Raw genomic sequence first — 21,021 nt, forward strand, 5'->3', positions numbered from 1 at the left:
TATGACTAAGGCGTAACTGCGTGCACATTTTATCGATTATTTTTCCGCTCATCTTTATTGTTGTACTGGGTTATAGCTGTTGCCGATTAAAGTTTTTTGAACAGCAGCATATTGCTGGCCTGAGTAAATTTACGTTTTACGTTAGTTTGCCCGCTTTTTTACTGCTAAATATGTCGCAAATTAATTTACAACAAAGTATTAGCCTCTTTGCATTTTTAAGTTTTTATATTCCAGTACTGAGTATATTTGGTGTTGGCATTTTAATTGATCGCTTCTATTTAAATAAAAAACACAAAAAAAACTATCAACAACATGGTGTATTTGGGCTTGCCTCAAGCTACTCAAACATGGTGTTAGTGGGTATCCCTATTGTTATTGCATCGTTTGGTAAAGAAATGATAGCCATCGCGTTTATGATCATCACTTTTCATAGCACATTGTTGTTTGCACTTACGTTTTTAATTGGCGCTAAAGGCAGCAGCAAATTTTCGTGGTCAAAATTTGCTAAAAACATGGTATTAAACCCTATTGTATTGAGTATTAGTTGTGGGCTTATTTTAAATATAGTGGGGATCACTTTATTTGAAGATGTCGCTAATAGCCTTACGTTATTAGCGTCGCCTGCGATTGCTTGTGCGCTATTTGTACTTGGTGCAAATTTAGCATTTTATAAAGTAGCGGCAAACTGGCAACCGGCCCTCATTGCATCAATCTTAAAAATAGTCCTATTACCAGCATTGGTGCTATTGGTGGGCACTTATGTATTTAAGCTAGACACGCAAATACTTAATGTATTGGTACTTTTAAGTGCATCGCCTGTTGGCGTAAATGCTTATCTTATTGCGAGTCAAATAAAACAACATGAAGCCACACTTGCTGGCGCTGTTGTACTGTCGACTATTTTAAGTGTTGCTAGTTTTACATTTTGGCTGGCTATATTATTGTAATCGAAAATAAAACCATGTTTTCCTCTTTTAAAAATGGGTTAAAGCGACTTAACCATCATTCCAAATTTATAACTTGAACGGGATAAAATATAATAATTTTTCCTTATCAGCTTCACACAAAAGTACCCACAACAAAAAAAAACAAAAAAGAATCAATTGAAATAAAAACGTTTACAAAATGTTAATTTCATATGAACCATTCTTATGTCCTTATTAACTCCTAAAAACTACAAATAAAGAAACCCATACAAAACTTTAAAGGTTACGCCTTTGAAGTGTATACCTTCAGTGGAGCCGCAAAGGATGCATTACGAAATTTTTGGCGCAATTTATACAAACAAAATAAATCATATGAATGAGTTATATATTTTCTATGAAGAATACAAAGTTGAAGTACTTGCTAGGCTGCCCTTTTTTTTATCTGAACTAGTAGAGCCATACACTGCTAATGAGTTCTACGATTTTATAGAGAAGCATGGTGGGAAAAAAATTTACTTAGGTAAGCATAAGTCAAAATTAGAAATAAGTTTAGAGATAAATTTAACTGAATCTCATTACTGCAGACTTTGCTCTCTTGCTGATTCGTCTGGTTATATTGAAATTCCTAATAGGTGGGGCATCTTTAGCTTGCTTAGAAAAATAGCGTATGAAAATTCAATAAAAAACGGCATGGCAAACGATGAGCTAATCAGGGTGTTTGGTATTAGTCAGCGCACAATATCGACAGCAAGAAAAAAGATGGCCATTTCAAAACAATCATAAGATCAGCTCTTATTAACTTATCTTCTTTTAATACCTATAACTGACGTAACAAAGTCACTACGGAATATTAAAGATGATTAAATTTAGATCGCTTATACATGAACTTCATTCAAGCATTAAGCAAGCCGCTAATGAGGTTGAAGCTCAAGGTATAAAACACATTAATAAATTTTTTGAGATTGTAGAAATACCCACTGAAAATGTAACAGACCTTGATGATGAGTCAATTCAAAAAGTTAAAACATTTATCGATAGTGATGATACAGAAGCAGCGCTTAGCATTCTCAAAAACCACAATGAAAAATTAGCTTCTAATAATCAAGTTCGGCGTGTGCTCAAACCTAAAACAATGCAAATGGCCTTCCCTGATAAAGACCATAATGGGCCTAAGATCAGCTATGTTGATGTACCAATTATAACGCTAACACCAATCAGCTCACAAAAAATACAAGAGGTTAGCATTAAAGCAAACTTAGAAGTTACTGCTAACGACCAAAATGAATTATTTGTCGCATTTCCAAAACAAGCTCAAGGAGGCATTTTTTCTAAATCGCAAGAAAGAAACACCTCTAATGTGGAAATCGAAATAAAACTTCAAGGAGGTGAAACTCCTGAAGGCCTTCAAAAACTTATTGAAGGTTACGAGCGTTCACTTAGAGCGCAAATCCCTGGATAGAAAACTAACATTAGAAAAAGGATACTATAATGGAAAATTCACTAGTAAGTATGGCTCAACAATTTTCTGGTCTACCAATGAAGTCTTTAATTGGTGCTCCTTTAAATGCAGCAGCTGATGCCAATGCAAACATGGCAATTACGCAAACGCAGTTTTTATTAGAAACTTGTTTTCAACCAATCGATGATAAAGATAAGGAAGGAGGTGTACGTAGACCTATTATGGTCAAGCTTGAAATTACTCGCCCTGTTATTAATCAAGATACAGGTGAGCCATCAACTCCTGCAACTTCGACTTTAAATTTACCCATTTTGACTATTTTACCTCTAAACTCACTTGCCGTTAAAAATGTTGATGTTAATTTTGAAATGGAAGTGAAAAGCTCTTATTCACACGACACTGAAAAATCAAATAGTGATAGTACAGAGACTAGCGGTAGCTTTGAAGCTGGTTTCAGCTATATGGGATTTTCTGCCAAAGTGGAAGGCTCGGTTAAATCAACTAGTCAGTCATCGTCCTCTGATAAAGAGCACTATGAAAAGTCAAATTCAGCTAAATACACCGTAGCAGTTAATGCTGGGCAGTTACCACTTCCTGAAGGGGTAACAACAATAATCCAAGCGTATACGGCAGCTATTCAGCCTATAATGATCAAAAATCCTAAAAATGAGGATACAAAACCTGGATAACAACTTATAAGCGCCTTTTAATAAAGGCGCTATTTAAAACATGTAGGAACTACGATGAATTTAACAAATACCATTAACTGTCCTCACTGTCAGCATTCTAAAATTATTATTAGTATTGAAGCCTTATGTGCAGGAGAAAAGTTTTGCTGCCAATTATGTAATACTGTAATTAGCTTAGCGGCAGAAGACAGAGTGCAAGTAAAATCCGCCAGTGAAAAATTACAATCTAGCTCTGCAATAGGAAGCTGTAATAGCGATTATGCTAAGTTTAGTTAATGTTGAGCGCATTATTATATGGGTTATTTTAACCCTCCACATTTACATACAACCAAGCCTTAGAGTTGATTTCAATAGTGAAATCAACTTTCAATATCTTTATTTAACACCTCTGCAATACACTACATAAACTATTTTAAAAACAAAATCATATGAACCATTCTTATGCCTAAAATTGTTTGTTTTTGCTATTTTTACTTAGCAACTTAATGCAACAACAAAGGTGAAAAATATGAAAACCATTAATATAAAATTGATTAAACTCATTGTATGCTCATTAAGCTTATTATCACTTAGTAGCTACGCGGAATGTATAGTCAGTAAAAATGCCATTTTCCCTCAAAAGCAAGGTAGTATCGCTTTCTGGCAACAGTTAATCCGAGATTCGGATGATAACACGCTTGCTATATTTTGGGATCAGGGTAATTGCTTTATCTCAAAAGGCCCTCACTATGGTGGGACAGCGCCCGCTAAGGGCGATGGCTCTACATTGCATATAACTGTGCAAGATAGCTTTAGAACATGCCATGTGTTTAATCAAAAAGACAGTGCGCTAAAAACGCTAACGACTTGTCGCCCATAGTCCTGCTAAAAAACAAACTCAAATAGAATAGGTAGTCTCAAAGATAGTTTTGGCATCTAATTGAAGAAAATTCGTATACCTAAACTTTTCTTTGAGAGTACTTTAGAAGTACAACGGGGTAATGACTATACAAAATTTTTCTTATTCACATACTGATTAAAATATTAATGCTTATTTTTTAAATAAGTTTGTTCCTATAAAATGGGGTCATGAAAATAGTATTAAATAAATAGCCAATACCGCATATAAATACCTAATATGCGTGCCTTAAAAATTCTTTCTAAGAACGATATCAACCTGAAAAAACAGCTCTAACACTGTCTCTTACTTACGTAATTAAATAAGAGACACTATGAACCACCAGCTACATCAATAAAACTACCGGTGGTAAATGAAGCTGCACTAGAGGCCAAAAAATAAATTGCCGACGCAACCTCTTCCGGCTTTCCACCTCGACCTAGTGGTAACCCATGTTTTAACCTGTCAACTCTATTAGGCTCACCGCCGTCACTATGCATATCGGTATAAATTAGTCCTGGACGGACACAGTTAACACGAATATTTCGCGCTGCAAGTTCTTTGGCAAGGCCTATTGTAAATGTATCTATCGCCCCTTTTGAAGCAGCGTAATCAATATACTCATGAGGGGAACCTGTTTTAGCAGCCCCAGAGGACACATTCACAATACTGCCCCCTGCAAGCATCAATTTAACAGCCTCACGGCTACATAAAAAAGCACTCGTAATATTGGTGGTCAACACTGTGTTTATTCGCTCTGCACTCATTTTTAACAAAGGCATTTGTGGTTTTAAAATACCGGCATTATTAACAAGTACATCCAGCTTTCCAAATATGCTATATAGCTTTTTAAACATTGCGACCACTTCAGAGTCTTGCGAAACATTTGCCTGTATTATCTCTACGCAAACACCATAGTTTGATGCTTGCTGTGCGACTTGTTTTGCGCTTTGGTGGCCGACATTGTAATTAATACAGATATCGTAACCATTACGTGCAAAATGAATAGCTGTTGCAGCACCAATTCCCCTGCTTGCCCCTGTTATTAAAGCTACTGGGTTATTTTTCATTCGTTGCTCTTGTTTGAAGTGGATGCGCGGCTGTAAATATTAATTTAAACCGTTCACACACTAAAGGCATTGTTTTATTACACTGAAATGGAGTGTCTGCAAGCTCACGCTGATAATAGGCCCAATGTACTTTATTCCAATAAGCAAGGCTCTTATCACCCTCCCCCTCTAAAGCGGCATACGCCGCTGTAATTTCATTATAAGGAGTAATAGTGACATCTGTGGTTTCAATTATACCCAGAGGCTTTCCTTGCCAATTAGTGAAAATATTAAAATCACCGACTTGAGGCAACGCTTCACCATTATGTTCAAACCAATAAAGTGACGACGTAGTGGCCGTTTTCACTTTTTGTAAAACAAGTTGCGCGCAGTCGTTTGCATCTATTTCGTTATCACAAAAATACCAAGCAGGAAGCGAACTTATAGCCTGATCAGTCTCTTTATTAAAATCACTGATCAACAATGCTATTTCTGTTTGATTATTTAAGGGCTGCAACAACTGAAACCTCAACAAGTAAAGCATCTCGTGCCATTTTAGCTTCAACACAGGCACGTGCAGGGGCATACCCTTGTGGTACCCATGTATCCCATACCGCGTTCATATCAGCAAAGTAATCCATACTTTTCACATAAATGGTCGCACTTAACATATGCTTTTTTGAGCTACCCGCTTCATCAAGTAAAGCCTCAACTTTATCGAGCATAGTTTTGGTCTGCTCTTTTATACCTTTTGTAGCATCGGCACATACCTGCCCACACAAGTAAACTGTGCCATTATGTTTTACAATGCGGCTCATTCGCGCACCCGTTTCAAGGCGGTCAATCATCATTTACTACTCTATATTATTAGATTTATACATTTTCAGGGGCGTTTATACTTATATATTGGCTACGTTGAGTTTGCTCATCGTAGTGAATTACAGCAACGGCTCCTGTATTAAAAATAGGCATGTCACCTGAGCTTAATTGATCAACTAAATAACTTACAATAGGCATATGCGCAACGACAAGCCATGTGTTGCATTGAGGATGTGCAGCAATTAGAGTTTCCAAATAATCAGCAGCAATTTGGGGTTTGCCTTCGGGTACTAAATCACTTGTTGTTTCACTAAATTTAAAGGTGTTATTTTTTGCTACATTTTGTGCGGTTTGCTGTGCCCGAATGTAAGGACTAACTAACAAAGCATCCGGTTGATGAACTTTGCTGAGCCACAAGCCCATTTTTTCGGCCTCTGTATGCCCTAATTGAGTTAAACTTCTGGCTGCATCGTCAGCCTGCATCGGTGTTGCTTCGCCGTGGCGCATTATTAAGATTGTTTTCATAAAAAATCAACCGATTAAAGAATATAAAACAGTAGCCAGCCTGCCCATTTGTTCGCTATATTAACAACATAAAGCTATTTATTTCTAAAGTAGTTCTTTCATGATATTCAGGTCAATCTTTTAGCATTATTTCGCTACCCTGAAGCTATCATCTGTTGTTAACAAGTAAACGTTTCGTTTCAGGAGCATCATTTGAATATCAGTCGCAATGATAACAGAGCATACCGTGCCTTTACACTGGACAATGGTCTAAAAGTACTCTTAGTGCAAGATAAAGATTCAACTAAAGCCGCTGCATCTATGGCTGTTAATGCTGGCCACTTTGATGACCCTGTTGATAGGCAAGGCCTTGCACACTTTTTAGAACATATGGTTTTTTTAGGCACCGATCAATTTCCTGAATCAGGTAGTTTTAATAACTTTGTGTCTCAGGCTGGTGGAAATACAAATGCATGGACTGGAACGGAACACACTTGCTATTTTTTTGATATAAACAATCAAGAATTTAAACATGCACTGCAGCAATTTAGTCGCTTTTTTATTGCTCCACTACTCAACCCAGCAGAAACAGAAAAAGAACGTAATGCGATTGAAGCCGAATTTAAATTAAAAATAAAAGATGATGGTCGCCGCATTTACCAAGCGCACAAAGAAACAGTAAACCCTGCTCACCCCTTTGCTAAATTTTCAGTCGGTAATTTACAAACACTTGCAGATAGAGAACGCTGTATAAGTGATGAACTACGTGATTTTTTTAATACTTTTTATCAAGCACAGTGGATGACCTTAGTTATTTGCGCCAACGAAGAACTCGATACGCTGCAAGACTGGACTAACACGTATTTCAATCAAGTAAATGGTCATAAAAATCTTAAAAAGCCAGCTATCAATGAGCCGCTATATCGTAAGCAAGACATAGGTAAAATACTCCATATTGAGCCGCACAAGCACATGCAAAAATTGATTGTCAGTTTTGCGATGCCAAACATTGACGATTTTTATCGTCATAAAACGGTGAGCTTTATTGCCCATTTACTGGGCTATGAAGGAGCAGGATCGCTTTACTCTATTTTAAAAGAGCAAGGCTGGATAAATGCACTTTCTGCCGGAGGGGGGATTAACGGCAGTAACTTCAAAGACTTTAATATTAGCATGGCGCTAACTGACGAAGGCATTGAGTACTTTGAAGACATTATTGAAGTGGTCTTTGAGTATATTTGCTTAATAAATACCAATACAGATAAGTTACCTCGCCTTTATCAAGATAAAAAAAACCTATTACAAATAGCTTTCGATAACCAAGAAAAGTCTCGCTTGATTGACTGGGTCAGTAATTTAAGTATTAACATGCAGCATTACGACGAATGTAACTATGTTCAAGGTGACTATTTAATGGAAGGCTTTAAAAGAGCGACCCATGAAATGGCCATGCAATGGTTAACGCCAAATAATATGCGTGTTGTTCTAATACACCCTAACGTGGAGCCTGAGCATAAAACAGCGTGGTATAACACACCTTATAAAGTAGAAAAAGTATCATCCAGCTGGCTCGACGCGCTCAGTGATATAAATGAACCCCTTAATGAAATGCTATTACCGACCGCAAATCCTTACTTAACCAAAGAAGTGGTATTGTTTGATATTGAAAAACCACAAACTCAGCCAAAATTGCTTGTGAAAGAGACCGGTTTTGACTTTTGGTTTAAGCAAGACAATACATTTAGAGTCGCTAAAGGTCATTTCTATTTAGCGATGGATTCCGACTTTGCAGTTAAAGACGTAAAGCACATGGCACTGACTCGCTTATTTACTGATTTATTTATGGATAGCGTAGGCGAGCAGTTTTATCCAGCAGAACTTGCTGGACTTAGTTACCACCTAACCTCGCATCAAGGTGGATTAACCCTTCACACTGCCGGCCTTTCTTCTAGCCAGTTAGAATTAGTCGATCAACTCATTGATGCCCTTTTTAATGTCGAAATTTGTGCAAAGCGCTTCGCTGAATATAAAAAACAACTAGTTAGGCATTGGCGCAACAGTAACCAAAATAAGCCTGTTAGTGAGTTATTTAGCATTTTAGGTGCCAAAGTAATGCCTTGGAATCCACAACCAGGAGACCTTGCATCTGCATTAAAAAACACAAGTTTTCAGCAATTTAAGGAGTTTAGGCGGGACTTTTTTAAAGCGCTTCATGTTGAGTCATTTTTACACGGTAATTGGCAGCAAGACGATGCTATTGCATTTCAGAAAAAAGTCGCTGCCCACTTAAAAAATGCTACAACCATTGATGATTTAAGACGCCCACTATTTGAAATCAAAAAAGTGACGCGTTACGAGCTAGAACTACCATGTAACGACCATGCAATGGTTATTTATTATCAGGCCCAAACGAGTAGCGTAACGGAAAAAATAAAGATGATGGCACTCAATCATCTAATAAACCAAGACTACTTTAACGAACTGCGCACCACACAGCAGTTAGGCTATTTAGTGGGTGCGGGTTATGCTCCTTTCAATACCAGAGCTGGAATTGCCTTTTATGTACAATCACCCACGTTTGATACCAAGACACTTATCCACAGGCATAATTGTTTTATTAGTCAATACTTAAATACTATTGATAAAATTGATGAACATATTTGGCAGCAACAAAAACATGGTTTAACAACCCATATTGCTGAAAAAGATAAGAATTTACGCCTACGTTCGCAGCGCCTTTGGCTTGCTATAGGCAATAGAGATCATGAGTTTAATATGCAACAGAAGCTACTGAAGGCATTAAATGCTCTCACCCTTGAAGACATAAAAGAATATGCTGTTCAACTTTTTGATGAAGATAGGCCAAGGTATGAACTTTTAAGTTCTGCAAAGGTGAGTAAATCACAAAATATGCCAATTTATTCTCATTCTCTTTGACTATTGGTCAAGCTTGATTTAAGTTATCGTTTGTAAATTATAAGTAATAAAAAAATGATAAAAACAATAACTATAAGACTCAGTTTGTCACTTGTATTACTTGCTTACTCATTTGAGCTTTGTGCCTTCGAGTCATCATTTAATTACAATTCAGATACAATACTATTTTTAGCAAGCGCAATTATTGCGTTTGCTTTGCCCTATTTACTGTTTAATATTTTTAAGCTCAGACGTTCGCGTCAAGAGCTTTGTCTCTCGCAAAAACGCCTAAAAAGCACGGTAGAAGGCAGTGGCGATACGCTATGGGATTGGAATATAAAAACGGGTGAAGTTATCCGTATTAATGATAAATATTTGATGAATTCAACCACATTACTTGGATTCCCCCCAAATAAAAGCCTAATTCATCCCCTTGATGTTGCCAATGTTGAACTTCTCCTTAAAAAGCATTTTGCTGAACAAACCGTTTTTTTTGAAGCAACGTACCGCATTAAAGATACTTTTGGTCGTTGGCACTGGGTACTCGATCGTGGCAAAATAATCGAAAAAGACGCTAACCTATCTCCACTTAGAATGACTGGCACTGTTCGCGATATATCACAGTTAAAGTCGACTGAGGAGCGTTTAAATTTATTTGCTAAATGTGTAGAGTCCCTAACCGATGCATTAGCAATTTATGACAAAAATTTTAAGTTAGTTGATATTAACCCTAGCTTTTTAACGCTTTTTGGTGGCCAGCGTGAGCAATACCTTGAAAGAGATTTTAACTTACCTGGGTATGAGCAAAGCTATATTAATAACATTATTGAAATTGTCCGCGAAACCGATCATATTCAACAAGAAGTTAAATTGCGCAATAGTGAGCGTGTTTTACTTCCTATTGAGATTTCAATTGATGAAATTAAAAACGATCAAAATCAAATCACTAATTACGTTGTTGTTTATTCAGATTTAACTGAGCGTAAAAAAGCAGAGTCGCAGCTGCATAACTTATCAAACAGAGACCGCACTACCAGCCTACCTAATCGCAACTTATTTTTTACTGATTTACACAAGCTGGTTAAGCTACATTCGCACCATGCATTATTAGTATTTGATTTAGATAACTTTAAAAAAATAAATGATTCGTTAGGCCATCAATTAGGTGACAGTTTACTTGCAAAGCTGGCTATGCGTTTAAATAAGCTAACCCGTGAGAATGATGTATTTTATCGTTTAGGCGGTGATGAATTTGCCTTAGTTATGTCGGACACTAACGATATTCATATGATCACGCGTATGGCCAAGCAATTTTTAGCCGCCATTGCGACACCGTTTAAAATGGCAGGCCACGAACTTGTTATCACTTCAAGTGTCGGTATTGTGCTGTTCCCCGAAGATGGGAATACGCCTGAGTTATTATTAAAAAATGCTGACACTGCTATGTATCATGCGAAAAAGAAAGGTAATAGCTATTTATTTTTTAACGATACGATGAACCGCCAAGCAGTTAAACGTCTGCAAATAGAAAACTTAATGCGTTTTGGTTTAAAAGAAGATCATTTTGAGGTGTATTATCAACCAAAAATGAATATCCGGACCGGTAAGCTAACGGGCATGGAAGCATTAGTACGTTTTATTACTCCCAAAAAAGGGATTATTAGTCCAGGTGTGTTTATACCGATTGCAGAAGAAACAGGACAAATAATAGAAATAGGTGAAGTCGTATTAAATAAAGCCTGTAGAGACGTTAAAGAATGGCTCGATAGCGGTTTATTTAACGGCAGAGTTGCCGTTAATTTATCTGCAAAACAATTTAGCTTACCGGACTTAACATCGCGTATTGATGTTATTTTACAAAAAAACGAATTACCTTCATACTTTTTAGAGCTTGAAATAACCGAAGGTACGGTAATGGATGATCCTAAAGAAGCAATTTCCATTATGCGTTCGTTAAGTGCACGCGGTATTCATTTAGCAATGGACGACTTTGGCACAGGCTATTCATCGTTAGCGTATTTAAAACAATTTCCACTTAACACGCTCAAAGTTGATAAAGCATTTATAGATGATATGAAAAATGAGCGTGGCCGCAATATGGTCGACTCAATAGTAACTATTGCGCATAACCTTGATTTACATGTTGTTGCTGAAGGTGTTGAACAAGCCGATCAAATAGAAATACTTAAAACCCTAAACTGCGAAACAGTCCAAGGGTTTTATTACTCTAAACCTTTATCAAAAGCTGAATTTACTGCGTTTTTAAAACAACAACAAAGTAAAGCAGCGCCAAGCTTAATTAGAGAAGAAAAAGTCGTAGCGGCAATAAGTTAAGAGTTCCAAATACATGCATTTTGACCAGTATGGCGGATCAACGCCCGTCGATAATGCAGATTAAATAAACACCATGCAGCTGGCCCCAATAAACCACCTAAAAATACCCAACGCTTTACTGGCATGCCTTTTTTGATCGCTTCTAAATACATAACAGCTATAAATACGCAGCTTAAAAAAACAAAAAACAAACCTACTCCTAATACCAATCTGCTTATATATGGGGTCTATTTAACGTTAAGAAAATTACGCTAGAACTAGGCAAAAATTTTTGTATCTAGTTGTTCTAAATAAAAAATTTTTAACGACCTTATAGTGCAATTTAATTCGTTAAATTGATCAAAGATTTATGCCGCTTGGTATAACATCACTTAAAAATAAGGCGAGTATTTTAACGTCTATTTGACCAAATTTAAAGCAATAAACTCATGACATAAAAAAGCCGAGATAATAAAACCTCGGCTATTAAAACTACAATCTATAGCTTATATCAATATTGTTAAAAACATCTTCACTTAAGTGAGCTACTTTTCAGCACGGCCCATAAATTTATGCTCAACAGTATTAATACGGATACGGTCACCTGTTGAAATATGCTCTGGAACCGAAATATTTAGGCCAGTAGACATACGTGCAGGCTTAGAGCGAGCACTGGCAGAGGCACCTTTAATTGACGGATCGGTCTCTTCAACGACCAGTTCAACACTTGAAGGAAGATCGAGCCCTACAGGTGCGCCATCAATCACAATCACATGTACGCCTTGTGTTTCTTCATTAACAAACTGAATCTCTTCAGCTATCGCGTCTTTGTTTAAGTTATATGGCGTGTAATCTTCATTATCCATGAATACATACTCGTCGCCATCAACATAAGAAAGCATCACCTCACGGCGTGTTAAATCGGCAAGCGTTAACATATCACTGTCTTTAAATGTTTCGTCAACTTTACTGCCCGTTACTACGTCGTATAAACGCATACGGTATAAGCTGCCACCAGCACGGCCTTGTGGAACAGAACGTACAATATCTTTTACAACTAAAACTCGGCCATTAAAATCAATGGCAGTACCCTTTTTAACATCACTCGCCTTTGGCATGGGTGAATTCCTATTATTTTTTTGATTGCGAGAAACATACCACGAACTGAGGAATCTTCAATAGAAACAAAACAACTTAGTGATACTTTTTAAAAATATGTGGCTCAGCGCCGCTAATAGCGGCGCTGTTCACACTACGCATCAACTTAAAAGCGTACTTTTATTCCTGCTGATAACTCACTTACATCATTTTTTGAAACTTTATAATAAGTATACTTTAGTAATAATTCAGTCTGTTTATAAACCGAATAACCTAAAGCGGCACCTATATAAGGTTTCGTAGCGTGTTCTTTATACTCTAAGGGAGCTCCATCCGTGATGCTACTTTGTATTTTATACTGATGACGATAAGCGCCTAAAAATACCTTTGTACTTAAAGATTCAGCAAGCATATGTCGGTAACCTACTTCAGCTGCCACCCCTTTTGGTAACACCGGTACAAAGCGTGAATAATCTTGATGTAATTTATCTGCATCAGCTTTCACTGTTTGGGCAGTTAAATCGGCTTGACCTTCACCTAAATCAATATATCTTATAGCGACTTCCCAATTGGGTGACAGGTCATAATAAGCGCCAATTGACCAGCTAGTATCAGTATCATCAATAGAAACTAAATTAGCCTTGTTGTCTTTAGTTACTAAAGAATGCTTTGCTTTAGACTCACCTAGCGTGGCCTCAAACGACCATGTATCAGCCATTGCACTGGTGCTAATTAAGCAACTGGTCGTTACTATTGCAAAGCTTGGAAGCATTGACCTTCTTCGACTAATAACAAGTACTGAAATCAGCAATAAACCCAAACCTCCCATACTTCCTCCTGATGACTTATTAGTGATGGCCACTGATTTAACAGCGCTAACCGTCACTTTTACTTGTGCTGTAGACTTTGCACCTTTGCTATCTTTTATTGTGTAATCAATAATATCAACACCGTCAAAGCCGCTTTTAGGTGTGTATTGTAAAGTGCCGTTAATGTTAATTGTTACTGTGCCTTGAGCTGCAACTGCATTAACGACAAATAATTCATCACCATCAATATCTGAATCATTACGAAGTACATCTATTTCTATCGATGTGTTATCTGTGGTTGTTGCCGAATCAAAAACAGCTGTTGGTGCATTATTTATAACTAAGTTAACTTTAACTTGGCTGTTTGATGTGCCCCCTTTGCCATCACTAATACTATATTCAATAATCGCAACACCAACAAATCCAGCTGGTGGGGTATACAGTAACTGCTCATCAACAATACTTACATCACCAAAATCAGCCGTCGCGCCGCTTAAAGTAAGTGTATCACCGTCCAGATCTGTATCATTTTTTAATACATCAATAGTCGTTGATTCCCCTGCACCAATTGTTATCTCATCTTGATTAGCCTCAGGAAGCTGGTTCGATGTGCGAACAATTGCAACACCACCAGGGTCGACTATTGAGCGATTCGCTTTGCCATCGTCATCATTAGGGCCACCATCAACAATTTGTAATTGCACACACCAAGCGCCCTCAGTAAGCCCTTGCGCCCACTCACTGCTTCTTGGTGGAGGACAATAGCCAGGTTCACCCGCTGTAGAGAGTAATTGGTTGTCACCTGATGTATCAAAATCAATCCACTGTCCCTCTTTTAATTTTCTGTAAACAGAGTTTTGTGAGATTGGTTTTCTTTGCGGTATTACTATGCTGTAAGTATCTCCAGCATTAGGTAAACCTGTTGCGATAAAATCAAATAGTCCGCCTGTATTTATCGCGCCTTCATCTTCAGGTAATTCACTATCAAGCAACTGAACACCGCCCGTTGCATTTTGTGAAACTGTAACCCCTTTTCTAACGCAAACGCCCGGCTCGCCTTCTACTAAGAACTTATCACTGTCTTTAACTTGTTCTTGCATGACATTACATTCACTAATTGCATCTAAATAATCAGGAATGCCATCACCGTCACTATCACCGTAACCTTCTTGTGCATCTGGGATAAGGTCACCATCGGAATCTTCCTGCCCTAGCGTCTCAAGTGAGGTTAATACTTCAACGTAAACATCTTTTGTTGTTGAGAGACTTGGCTCGCCAGAGTCTTGCGCTGTTACCGATACTTTATAAATACCAGGAGTTAGTGATTGTGTTGAAAAAACAAATTCGTTTTCATTTGCGCTTGTATTAAGAAGTTTATTATCCTCTGATACCCACTTTAACGTTACGTTATCATTCGGATTTGCATCCTGAGCAACAGCTTTAATCGTGACAAGATCATTACCTATGGTAACAAGTGATCTTTGTTGAGAACCTTGTGTAATACTGGTACTAATAGTAGGTGCTACATTATTTTCAACAATAGTGATTGTTGCTGAAGACTTCGCACCTAAATTTAGTGTATCTGCCAGTGTAATTACAACGGTTTCATTGCCTTCCGTTTCGGAGTCTGCATACGTTGTAAAATTAACTTGTCCCTGCGTGCCACTGTTAATAACCAACTCTGACGACACTAAATCATGATCAGAGCTATCAGCAGTACCCGATACTTCATAGGCAATGGTCACTGGATAACTTGGTGCTTCACCATTTAAAAACACATTAAAGCTATGTGTTTTATTCTCAGCTATTTCGCTATTTTTACTAAGCGAAATAAGCGGACTCACGTTTACATTTTGCGTTGCGATTGCTTCAAGCCCGCTGCTGTCTACAGCTTTCCAGTAAACTAAATGCTTACCTGGCGCATACAACAAACTTGGGTTAACTAATGAAACCGCTAATTTATTACCTTCGCTATCCGTTGCCGAAGGGACACCTAACTTGACCTTAGTAAACAACCCTTTTGCATTAACATCAATATCAGCCGGCGTTTCGATCGTTGGCACATTGTCTGCTTGATTATTCAACGTTAATGTTGCTGTTGTTCTACTTGTTTCTTTATCAGGGTCTTCGATCAAATAGTTAATTTGAATAGCCCCTTTAGTGCTTGCCTGAGCCTGATAAATCAGCGATCCATTTTCAATTCGCACCGACCCCACGCTTGCATTGGCGCTAACAATAACTAATTCATCGTCATCAACATCTGTATCATTAACTAGCACATCAAGTGGGTAGCTATTATCAGCGTTGCTATTTAATGAATAACTATCTGGATTGGCAATTGGCGCATCATTAATAGAAGCTACCGTAAAGTTCACCGTGGCAATAGCAGATTTTTCCTTTGTATCATCTGCAAGATAATTAAAACTATCAGGGCCAAAATAATTTGCATTAGGTGTATACGTGAATGTATTGGCTTGTTTGGTTAATGTACCAAATTGAGGCTGCGACACAGCGCTAATTGTTAACGTATCTGAGTCCACATCCGTAATATCAGGGGAAAAACTGATATTAGAATCTTCATCAAGCTCTAAACTTAAATTCGACGCAACCGGAGCACTATTTGTTGATACCACTTCTAAATTGAAAGGTGGCAAGCTTGCTTGCTCGCTACCGTTACTCACAGTAATGGCGATATTAGGGTAGAGCCCTACGTCAGTTTTAACGGGAGTACCCAATAAATTACCCGTCGCGCTACTAAAACTCGCCCAACTTGGCTTATTAGCAATACTAAACGTCAGTGCTTTATTTTGTGGATCCGTTGCTGTTGGTGTAAAGCTATAAGCCTCACCTTGGTTTACTTTTGTTACTGGTGCGCCACTGATTTCAGGGTTAGTTGGTTTAGGCGCTTCAGTTACGGTAATAGCAAATGATTTTTTAAAGGTCGCAGCACTATCGTTTGTTTGTATACAAACAGTGTAAATACCCAGTGGCAATGCGGCTTTTGTTTCTAACGTATTGCCATTGATTTGGAAAGAGCTATTGCCTGTACTTGCAGTACAGCTGCCCGCAGCCAATGACGTTGATGAAACTAACGAATAAGTATGAATGCTCGAATCGGGATCAGTCGTTGTTAATAATCCAACATCAGCACCGGCACCAACAATTGATTCACTAATCGTAGAGCTTGAAAGGTTGATATCAGTAGGTGCATTGTTTTCACCCACGACGCTAACTGTAGAGGATCCAAAACTGCCAATTGCTCTATCAGCGCCACCATTAGCGGTGCCGCCGCTGTCTTTTATTGATGTAAGTGTAACAACTCTATTATCGGTGGTTGGTGATTCACTGGTGTTTTTATATTGTAAAAACGGCACATAGTTTTGCCACACCGCAGCTGAATCGGTTGCGGTAACCGTTACCGTTGCTGTTGAACCACTTAACGAGACCACGTAGCTAAAATTAACGGCCCCCGAGTACGTGCCCGATGCATTATGCTCTAAGTTGATAAGATCGGTGCCAAATTGAAGGAACTCATGACCCGTGTCTTTTACATTAGTTATTGTTAGTGATATTTGTTCAATATCTTGCCCACTCTCAACCGTACTAATAGAAGCTGAAGAGAAAATCCCAACTGCCGAGCCATTTTCTGTAAAGGTTGGATTAGCCCCCACTGCTGATACCGTAGGCGCATCGTTAACCGAGGTAATAGTAACTGACGCCTGATTAGTACCTGTGCTATCTACGACTCCATCATTAAAGGTATAGTCAAGCACAGTTGCATTTAGAGGCACATCTGAGTTATTGGCGTAGGTAATTGCTTGCGCAACAGAATCTACGATTGCAGAAGTAGCATTGCTATTAAATGTTAGCGTTAAAGTGCCTGCCGAGTTTGTGGTAACAGTCCCTATATTATTAGCATTGTAACTAAATGTACTTCCCTCAGTTAATGTACTGAGTAGTCCCGAATGAGCAAATATATCTTCTGTACTTGCGCCATCGCGCCGGCGAATAGTCAAGCTAGCATTATTGTAATCCCCTGCGTTGCTGTTAAGTGCATCAAGCTCAGCATCTGCAATTGTCATATCGCTATCTATTATCACTGCACTGCCATTTTCGATAAATGTAGCACCGCCATTAAGCGAACTAAATGTGGGTGCTGAGTTCGGTGAAATAAAAGTAATGATAGTATCAGGGCCACTATCAGCAACCGTAAAGGTAAGGTCGTTGCCTGGTGCGTTTGTAAGAGCAAGAGTTAGCTCAGAAATGTTAAAATCAGTGGCGTTGGTATCTACTTCTAATGTACTTGTGCCATTAAAACGTACGTTACTGGCTGAAAGCCCTGTAATACCAGCAATAGTAATACGATCGCCTGCGGCTAAATCGGTAATTGTATCGCCTGATAATTGAGATGAGCTACCTACAAAATTATCATTACCTGCGTTACCTGTTAACGTATCTGTACCAGCGCCTGGGCGTAAAGTATCGGCCCCAGAGCCACCTTTAAGTACATCATCACCATTAAAATCTGATGAGGTCATTGTTAAAATGTCAGCGCTAAATGCACTTGCATCTAGCGTCACTGCAGCTGTAATAGCACTGCCACTAGCATTAGAAAAAGACACAACGCCAGCATCAGTATTAAAATTATCGGTTAAGGTGATAGTCGTGTTGCTGTTAGTGCCGATTGCCAGATTTTCAATACCCGATACCGTGGTGCTGGAAAAATTAAAAATACCACCATCCATAAGTTTTAGCGTATCAGCGCCAGCAGAGCCTGTAATGGCTGTATTAAAATCATTAATATTATTAACATCAATTGCTACTGTTGCAGCAGAGGCTAAGCTTAATGTACCAATATTAAAGAAGCCCCCTCCTGTGACATCCGCGCCATCAGATACGTTAACAATATCACTTGCTGTTGCGTCGCCTGTAAGGGTACCAGTGTATGCACTAGTGCCTATTGCAAACGTAACAACATCAGTAGCTGAAGTAGCATCCACATTGGTGTTACTGCTTGAAACTGTAATGATTCTAGTATTAGTGCTGTCATCACCCACGCTATAGCTTTCAACACCTGCTAAAGTAGTAAAATCGCCATCTCCGCTAATGGTAATAGACTCTGAGCCTGGAGCCGTGATTGTGCCTGAAAATCCTTGGTGCTGGCTGGTCGTCATGTTAACTGAAGCACCAGATGCCAAGGTTAGGTTATTTATATTATTTATGGTCCCAGCTGATATATTTGCACCATTACTTAAACTCAGTGTATCTGCAACAGTATTGTCACCGGTAATGATTCCAGTAAATGTAAGTAAACCTAAATCAAACGTAATTGCATCAGTCGCAGAGGTTGCAGTTACAGAGTGGCTAGCATTAGTGACTGTAACCGAGCGCGTATTCGTACTATCGTCATTTAAGGTATAACTTTCTATTGCCGAAACAGTACTTACATTACCATCTCCTGAAACAGAAATTGTCTCAGTGCCACTGCCTGATACTGTGCCAGAAAAACTCGCAAGCTGAGATGCGCCTAGGGTGACTGTGCCACCAGCAGCAACCGATAAATCTTCAAACCCGCTGACTGTCGCACCTGATATATTACCACCGTTGGTAACAACCAAGGTATCGGTACCAATTCCGCCCGCTAAAATACCCGTTGCACTCAGTGCATTCACATTAACCGTGTCGTCACCACCACTACCGGTTAGATTCTGTGATGCATTGCCTAACGTAAATGTATTCGCTGCACTCAACACATACGTTTCAACCGAACTATTACCAGTTAGGCCATCGGTCGCGGTGCTTATGGTAATTGAATCAGTGCCACTTGCTGTTATCGAAGGAAAGCTGTCGTGCTGCGCCTCAGTCATCGTCACTGAAGCACCACTATTTAATGCTAAAGACTCAAATGCACTTACCGTGGCATTACTAATATCAGCACCGGTGCTCATTTGCAGTACATCGGTATCGCCGCCGCCAGCAAGCGTACCTGTCACGCTCAATCCAGCAATATTAATAGTATCAGCATTGCTACTACCGGTAACATTTTGCGCGGTCCCAGCTAAAGTAATATTAAAAGCAGCATTTAAAACATACGTTTCTATGTCTGCATCTGCAATTACGCTGCTATCACCATCTGCACTTGCCAAAGTAAATGTATTTGTTCCAGCGCCATTTATCGTTGTAAACGCATCGTGTTGCGACTCGCTGAGCGTTAATGAGCCGTCATTATAAGTAGAGAGCGTTTCAAAGGAGGTTAAACTGGTAAATTGTGTGAGATCACTACCATCTATAACAATAATCTCATCTGTACCATCGCCACCCTGGGCTGTAGACCCTATAATATGGCTTGCTGAAGATACAGTTAAAACCTCATCATCACTACTAAACGTTATTGCCGGATTTAAATTTGTACCATCTAAGGTGCTAAAACCCGCTGCTGTAGAGCTAGCTGCTGTAAGATTAGCCACTGAAATTGTCGCGGTACGGCTAGTACTGTTTTCAGTGCCATCATTGATAACAACTGACACTGTCCGCGAAGTTGTGTTGGGCGACGAACTGGTATTGTTATACGTGATTGCTTTAAGGAAAGTGGTAACTTCAGCCGTTGTTGCAGTTGCACCTGTAATAGAAATTGTGTCTTGTAAACTAATATCTGATGCACCACTTACACCCCCAAGTGCATTTTGCGCACTAGCAGATACATTAAGACCTTCAAACACCCCGTCTTGATCATTTGTTAATGCAACGGTTATTGTTGTTATTGAGTCGCCATCACTATCACCAGCTTCAGCATCGGGTGCAATCACGGTAGCAGGGCTGCCTTCAGTAAACGCCGAAAAACTCCCTGTACCTGGAATCCCACCATTTAAATCAACAACAGGCGCTGAATTTGCTGGCGCAGCAGTAAATTGAATATTATCAACGCCCACATGAGACGAATTAGAAGGGTAATCATAACTCATTGTTACAGAATTAACCGATGTCCAGTCACCTGGTGTTAAGGTGGCAACAGAGCCGACAATAGCCGGATCATCCGCATCAATACTGACCGCCGTACCACTATCTGGTGTAAAAATATAAATACCATCTGATAGATTAGAAATTTCACCCATTTGAAACTGGCTTATATTTATCGGTGAGCTAAAGGTAATGGTCCAAGTATCACTATTGTTAGAGATGCCAGGATCTAAAAAGCCTGCAGTAAGGGTTATATTATTACTGTTTGACTGAGTTGCTGTTAATGTAATACCGTCTACCGTGGTCGTTAGCGTTGGTGTTCCAGAGCCAGATACTGAACTAAAATCATATGTCCCTGCAACAGCATGTGTGCTATAAATTGCGGACATAAATAAGGCTAGTTTTGTCATTTTATTATAGTTAACACACATGCTCTGTGGGTTAACATACTTGGGAAATGCGAAATCAAAATGCATTGTTTAAATCCTCTATATATGCTCACTCTTAGTAACTCGCTTTACTTTAACTTTCGCTAAAACTGGCGCTTACTTTTAACGAAAGTTCAAACTGTTGAACGTATATCATCGTCACTAAGCTCGATGATA

Annotated in this window: 15 protein-coding genes; 8 read left to right on the top strand and 7 right to left on the bottom strand. The window is 38.8% G+C overall.

Going from position 1 to position 21,021, the window contains the following annotated elements:
- The first annotated feature begins 20 nt into the window (after positions 1–20).
- From ACJJVZ_RS14195 to ACJJVZ_RS14220, 6 genes are all read left to right on the top strand, one after another.
- Positions 21–947: an AEC family transporter gene (locus ACJJVZ_RS14195; protein ID WP_193155720.1), complete on the top strand. Its 927-nt coding sequence runs from the start codon at positions 21–23 to the stop codon at positions 945–947.
- Between the two features lie 303 nt (positions 948–1,250).
- A complete protein-coding gene (locus tag ACJJVZ_RS14200; RefSeq protein ID WP_138586249.1) occupies positions 1,251–1,709 on the top strand; it encodes a hypothetical protein in 459 nt (152 codons plus the stop codon).
- Between the two features lie 73 nt (positions 1,710–1,782).
- Complete coding sequence (locus tag ACJJVZ_RS14205) at positions 1,783–2,385, top strand: DUF2589 domain-containing protein (RefSeq protein ID WP_138586248.1); 603 nt, start codon at positions 1,783–1,785, stop codon at positions 2,383–2,385.
- Positions 2,386–2,414: 29 nt separating this feature from the next.
- Positions 2,415–3,074, top strand: coding sequence for a DUF2589 domain-containing protein (locus ACJJVZ_RS14210; RefSeq protein ID WP_138586247.1), 660 nt, complete (start codon positions 2,415–2,417; stop codon positions 3,072–3,074).
- 54 nt (positions 3,075–3,128) lie between these two features.
- The gene (locus ACJJVZ_RS14215) at positions 3,129–3,350 is read left to right on the top strand and encodes a hypothetical protein (protein ID WP_138586246.1); all 222 of its coding nucleotides are present in this window, start codon (positions 3,129–3,131) and stop codon (positions 3,348–3,350) included.
- A 232-nt stretch (positions 3,351–3,582) separates the two neighbouring features.
- On the top strand, positions 3,583–3,933 hold the full coding sequence (locus ACJJVZ_RS14220; RefSeq protein ID WP_138586245.1) for a hypothetical protein: 351 nt from the start codon (positions 3,583–3,585) through the stop codon (positions 3,931–3,933).
- Between the two features lie 350 nt (positions 3,934–4,283).
- Here the strand turns inward: ACJJVZ_RS14220 and ACJJVZ_RS14225 are convergent, their stop codons facing one another.
- From ACJJVZ_RS14225 to sixA, 4 genes are read right to left on the bottom strand one after another with little or no spacing between them, the layout of a single operon-like run.
- Positions 4,284–5,021 (bottom strand): SDR family oxidoreductase, encoded by a 738-nt coding sequence (locus ACJJVZ_RS14225; RefSeq protein ID WP_405601373.1) that lies wholly within the window; start codon positions 5,019–5,021, stop codon positions 4,284–4,286.
- Positions 5,011–5,517 carry an ASCH domain-containing protein gene (locus tag ACJJVZ_RS14230; protein WP_405601375.1) on the bottom strand — a complete coding sequence of 169 codons (507 nt, stop codon included), beginning with the start codon at positions 5,515–5,517 and terminating at the stop codon, positions 5,011–5,013. The genes ACJJVZ_RS14225 and ACJJVZ_RS14230 overlap by 11 nt, the downstream gene beginning before the upstream one ends.
- Positions 5,501–5,851 carry a RidA family protein gene (locus tag ACJJVZ_RS14235; protein ID WP_138586242.1) on the bottom strand — a complete coding sequence of 117 codons (351 nt, stop codon included), beginning with the start codon at positions 5,849–5,851 and terminating at the stop codon, positions 5,501–5,503. Before ACJJVZ_RS14235 ends, ACJJVZ_RS14230 begins: the two co-directional genes overlap by 17 nt.
- 22 nt (positions 5,852–5,873) lie before the next feature.
- Complete coding sequence (gene sixA / locus ACJJVZ_RS14240; protein WP_405601378.1) at positions 5,874–6,344, bottom strand: phosphohistidine phosphatase SixA; 471 nt, start codon at positions 6,342–6,344, stop codon at positions 5,874–5,876.
- 192 nt (positions 6,345–6,536) lie between these two features.
- Here sixA and ACJJVZ_RS14245 point away from each other — a divergent pair, with 192 nt between their 5' ends.
- Both ACJJVZ_RS14245 and ACJJVZ_RS14250 read left to right on the top strand, forming a co-directional pair.
- Complete coding sequence (locus ACJJVZ_RS14245) at positions 6,537–9,260, top strand: insulinase family protein (RefSeq protein ID WP_405601380.1); 2,724 nt, start codon at positions 6,537–6,539, stop codon at positions 9,258–9,260.
- A 54-nt stretch (positions 9,261–9,314) separates the two neighbouring features.
- Positions 9,315–11,573 (top strand): EAL domain-containing protein, encoded by a 2,259-nt coding sequence (locus tag ACJJVZ_RS14250; RefSeq protein ID WP_405601383.1) that lies wholly within the window; start codon positions 9,315–9,317, stop codon positions 11,571–11,573.
- On the opposite strand, the gene ACJJVZ_RS14255 is transcribed toward ACJJVZ_RS14250, so the two are convergent.
- The 3 genes from ACJJVZ_RS14255 to ACJJVZ_RS14265 all read right to left on the bottom strand — a co-directional run bounded on the left by ACJJVZ_RS14255 (position 11,570) and on the right by ACJJVZ_RS14265 (position 20,892).
- On the bottom strand, positions 11,570–11,764 hold the full coding sequence (locus tag ACJJVZ_RS14255) for a hypothetical protein (RefSeq protein WP_138586238.1): 195 nt from the start codon (positions 11,762–11,764) through the stop codon (positions 11,570–11,572). The two genes, ACJJVZ_RS14250 and ACJJVZ_RS14255, sit on opposite strands and share 4 nt — an antisense overlap.
- A gap of 333 nt (positions 11,765–12,097) precedes the next feature.
- On the bottom strand, positions 12,098–12,670 hold the full coding sequence (gene yeiP / locus ACJJVZ_RS14260; RefSeq protein WP_077538539.1) for an elongation factor P-like protein YeiP: 573 nt from the start codon (positions 12,668–12,670) through the stop codon (positions 12,098–12,100).
- A 146-nt stretch (positions 12,671–12,816) separates the two neighbouring features.
- Positions 12,817–20,892 carry an Ig-like domain-containing protein gene (locus ACJJVZ_RS14265; RefSeq protein WP_405601385.1) on the bottom strand — a complete coding sequence of 2,692 codons (8,076 nt, stop codon included), beginning with the start codon at positions 20,890–20,892 and terminating at the stop codon, positions 12,817–12,819.
- Between the last annotated feature and the right edge of the window lie 129 nt (positions 20,893–21,021).

The organism is Pseudoalteromonas sp. Ld19, from assembly GCF_045064135.1.
In the GTDB taxonomy this organism is placed as follows: domain Bacteria; phylum Pseudomonadota; class Gammaproteobacteria; order Enterobacterales; family Alteromonadaceae; genus Pseudoalteromonas; species Pseudoalteromonas aliena.